We start from the raw sequence: 4,138 nt of genomic DNA, 5'->3' as shown, positions 1-4,138 counted from the left end.
GGTTACGTGCCGTGATCCGCGCCTGCATCGAGAAAACGGATTACCCCATTCCTGAAGAATTGTGTGCGTCAAGCCACTCTGGGTGAACTGTTACGCCGCCGTCGTGGGATTGAGCAGCTCAGGATCAACCGCGTTCAGCCGCTCGATAAAATCGGTCAGGCTGACATCGGTAAAAATCTGCACCATCATCACCACGGCGCCGACGCACATGCCCACCACCATCAGGGTATCGGTCCAGGCCACGGCGGCCAGACCACCCAGCATGGTGTAGAGGATAATCACCCCTATCATCAAGATGGCGCTTTCCGTCAGGCTGATGCCCAGCCAGGAGGCCCCCAGCAGCCCGACCGCCTTGATCTGACTGGTCAGAAACACCAGCAGCAGGACGATGGTAATGGCGGCGGCAACTCCCTTGACCCAGCGCTCGATCCGCGAACCGCCACCGTGCACCTGGGACACATATTCGGGAATGGTACAGCTGCCCAGCTCTTCTGCCCGTTTACGCAGAAAATGAGCAAAATACAGCACGGCGATCACCATGGCCGGGGCAAAGAAGAAGTTGCCCAGCACTTCCACCGAGCCAAACTCGTAAGCCACCCCGGGCGAGCCCATGAAGCCCCAGCCGCTGAAGCCGGTGGCCACTATGGTACCGGCACCCACGAAAGGCCCCAGGCTGCGACCCGCCACCAGAAAACCGGCGGCGTCACTGTCTTTGATTACCCTGCTCGACAAATAGCCGATCAGGATCAAAATACCAAAAGACCCCAGCAGCAGAGACCAATTCAAAAACTGATAATCTTCCATGACACATTCCCTTTAATTCAGATTTGTCCGACGAACTGCCAGCATGGTCAGCGACCACGACCGTCTTTGTGGATGAACTCCCGGTAGCCGTAAGCCAGTACGGACCAGACAATAATGGTGGCATTAAGATAAACGAACCATTCCATGGTCCAGGATTGAGACAACATGATTTCTACCTCTTCTTGAGCCGCGTATCACTACGCCGGTTACACATTCCCTGATTCCACCAGTTTGCACCGGCCTCACCAGAAGTAGTTTGGTAATAACGAGTCTCTCGTTATTACCAATGCAAGGATGATAACAATAAGCAAATATCCATAAGCGAGCATCGGAAACAACCGGGCTTCGCGCATGGTCTGATACTAGACCGGGTCCTGTCATAAGAGAAATGAATAGTTTAAATCTCGTTATCATCAATGTTAATAACATGGAGAGTTAAAGTAATAGCAGGGCTCGAGAGCTGAAGACTAGCTAATAAAAAAAGGCAAGCCATGAATCTGGCTTGCCGCTTGTTGGTCAATTGAACGATTAATTAACCGAGCAATTAATTAATCGAATGATTAGTTAATTGAACCTTTCGCTAATGGACTGATAAATACCATCGATGCAAACATTGAATAGTATTTCACCATATTCGCGACTGGCATTTTTGGCTGATGACAAGGTTCCCGTGCAAGGCACCCAACTTTGGTCTGCCGGGAAGATGTCGTACGAAGGAAAGGTTGCCGGATCATGATGGACAACTTTATCCATATTCACACAATCGGGATGCAAGAACAACATCAAGGATGTTTCAAGCACCCCGCCATGCTCTACATCCCAGCCGGTAAAGCCATCCGGAAATACTTTTTCAATGGTTTCTTTAGTCACATAATCCCAATATGACAACAACATTACCTGGGCATCGATTCCTTCATGCCTCAAATGTTCGAGCCCCAACTCAATGCCTTCGACCAGAAACATCGAGTTTTCAAAATGTCCATTCACCAAGACAAACCTTCTGTTTCCATGTCTGGCATAGGCAACAATGATGTCTTTTACGGTGTCTATCAGCGTCTTGCCATTGATACACGTTGTTCCAGGGAAAAAGTTCCCTCCCCCCGACTTCACCTGTGACTTGTATCCGTAAGAGATAGGTGGTGCGACCAGAATGGAGTCGGAATTCCTTGCCACTCCCTCCGATATTGCCTTGGGGATCAAAACGTCAGGATTCATTGACATATGAGGCCCATGTTGCTCAATGGCGCCTATTGGCAACATAATGATGGCCTTACCCTCTTTCGTTTTCTCTGCGTAGGTTTGCCAATCCATCAGTTCTAAATTAACCATAAACCGTCCCTCTATCAATCTGATAATGATGCTTTATAAGCCGGGCTTTTCACCGTGACTCTGAACTCGTCCCTGACGCCTTTGTATAGCGAACAGCACATCAGCAACATGATGACCGAAAAGGGCAATGCCGCAGCGATTGAAGCCGTTTGTAGCGAACTAAGAGCAGCATCTCCTCCAACGACCAACAAAACAGACGCAACAACGCCTTGCATGACACCCCATATTATTCTGTGTCGGTTCAAGGGGCTTTCACAACCTTCGCTCATGATGGTTGTCAACACCAATGTACCTGAATCAGATGATGTTATGAAGTAGGTGGCGACCAGAACAGTACCGACAATCATGGCACCTGTTGACAGATAACCGAGATCCATGCCGGCAAAGGTCGCATATAGGGCTTTGGAAACATCGCTGCTGACGACGGCGGCTATGCCTGCATCTTCAAACAAATCCAGGTATAAGGCTGTGCCGCCATACGCGGCTATCCACACAAATGAAAGCAGCGAAGAAACACCCACTACCCCCCATATAAACTCTCGGATGGTCCGGCCTCTGGATACTCTCGCCACAAAAACACCCACGAAAGGCGCCCAGGACATCCACCAACCCCAATAGAATACGGTCCACCAGCCTTGCCACATGCTTTTCCAGCTTGCATCTTCATCACCTATGCTGCTGGAGGTACTTTCGACGAAAACGTTAAAATTGAAGAACTGCATTATGTATTCAAAGGTACCGCTAAAGAAGGTTTTTACAATGTAAAGGGTGGGACCGAAAAGAAAGAAAAACAGCAGCAAGACCATGGTCAGCCACATGTTTCCTATCGATAGGTATTTCACGCCTTTTTTCAGACCGGTAAGCACCGAGATCAGGGCGCAGAGGGTGATAACGACAATCAAAATAAGCTGTACAGATGAACTTTGCGGTATACCCCAAATCTCGGACAAGCCGGCATTGATCTGCTGTGCGCCCATGCCCAGTGAAGTGGCGATACCAAACAAGGTTGCAAAAACGGCAATAACATCGATTAACACACCCCATTTTCCGGTCACTTTTTCACCGAACAAGGGATGCAAGGTATATCGAATACTAAGTGGTTTTCCTAATCGGTAGCAGGCAAAGGCCAGAGACAGACCAACTACACAATATATAGCCCAGGCATTCAAACCCCAGTGGAAAAATGAAATGGCGATTGCAGACGTTGCCGCATCCTCATTAGCCATATCTGGAGAGAACGGCGAACCACTGGAAAAGTGGAACATGGGTTCGGCTATCGACCAGAAGATGATACCGATACCCTGACCCGCCGCATAAACCATGGCGAACCAGGCGAAGTATCCAAACTCGGGCTTCTCGTCGTCTCGACCAAGACGTATTTTTCCGTATTTACTGAAGCCGATCCAAACACAAAAAACCAGAAATAATGCGGCCAGCGATACATACCAGAAATTGGCCGCTATCGTAATCACAGTCCTTACCTGGTCAACCACCATTGATGATTGAGCAGGAAAAGCAAGTGCGAACACAACCAGTGCAACGGTAATAGCCAGCGATATAAACATGATGTGGGGGTTTATACCCTTCAAAGGTCCATTATCAAGAACCATAGTTTCTACTCCTTATCCTTAGAAGTGACATCCGATATAACTTTCCCTGTTTTTAGATATCAGCATGATAGTTGAACCTATGTTGCTATATCTTCATCTTATCTGTTTTAATACCTCCTCGCTTGAAACCAGCATCACGGTATACCCTGAAAGTGAAAAGCCCATCCGGTGAAAGATGGGCTTTTGTCTTAGCCTTTAATGATGTTGTGCTCGGGACCGAACGGGAAGCGGGTGATGTTTTCCACCCCGCTGTCGCTGATCACCAGGATATCGTGTTCACGATAACCACCGGCGCCCGGTATGCCTTCCGGCAGCATGATCATCGGCTCCATCGATACCACCATGCCCGGCTCCAGTACCGTTTCGATGTCTTCCCGCAGCTCCAGCCCGGCTTC

General features: G+C 48.9%; 3 protein-coding genes and 1 pseudogene. All 4 read right to left on the bottom strand.

The window, feature by feature from the left end; genetic code table 11:
• Window positions 1-90: 90 nt before the first annotated feature.
• Window positions 91-804, bottom strand: coding sequence for a sodium:solute symporter family transporter (locus HNR62_RS15880; protein WP_239552877.1), 714 nt, complete (start codon window positions 802-804; stop codon window positions 91-93).
• 564 nt (window positions 805-1,368) lie between these two features.
• Complete coding sequence (locus HNR62_RS15875; RefSeq protein WP_204797055.1) at window positions 1,369-2,133, bottom strand: creatininase; 765 nt, start codon at window positions 2,131-2,133, stop codon at window positions 1,369-1,371.
• 14 nt (window positions 2,134-2,147) lie between these two features.
• Window positions 2,148-3,743, bottom strand: coding sequence for a BCCT family transporter (locus HNR62_RS15870; protein WP_204797054.1), 1,596 nt, complete (start codon window positions 3,741-3,743; stop codon window positions 2,148-2,150).
• Window positions 3,744-3,931: 188 nt separating this feature from the next.
• Window positions 3,932-4,138: pseudogene (locus HNR62_RS15865) on the bottom strand (creatininase); the annotation flags it as partial.

The sequence above is a fragment of the Oceanisphaera litoralis genome (assembly GCF_016907015.1).
GTDB lineage: Bacteria > Pseudomonadota > Gammaproteobacteria > Enterobacterales > Aeromonadaceae > Oceanimonas > Oceanimonas litoralis.
Note: the sequence above shows the minus strand (reverse complement) of the source record. Positions and strands in the feature narration are given on the sequence as shown.

Excerpts from the sequence above, each read along its gene's own strand:
- HNR62_RS15880 (WP_239552877.1), bottom strand. The coding sequence starts at position 804 with ATGGAAGATTATCAGTTTTTGAATTGGTCTCTGCTGCTGGGGTCTTTT.
- HNR62_RS15875 (WP_204797055.1), bottom strand. The coding sequence starts at position 2,133 with ATGGTTAATTTAGAACTGATGGATTGGCAAACCTACGCAGAGAAAACG.
- HNR62_RS15870 (WP_204797054.1), bottom strand. The coding sequence starts at position 3,743 with ATGGTTCTTGATAATGGACCTTTGAAGGGTATAAACCCCCACATCATG.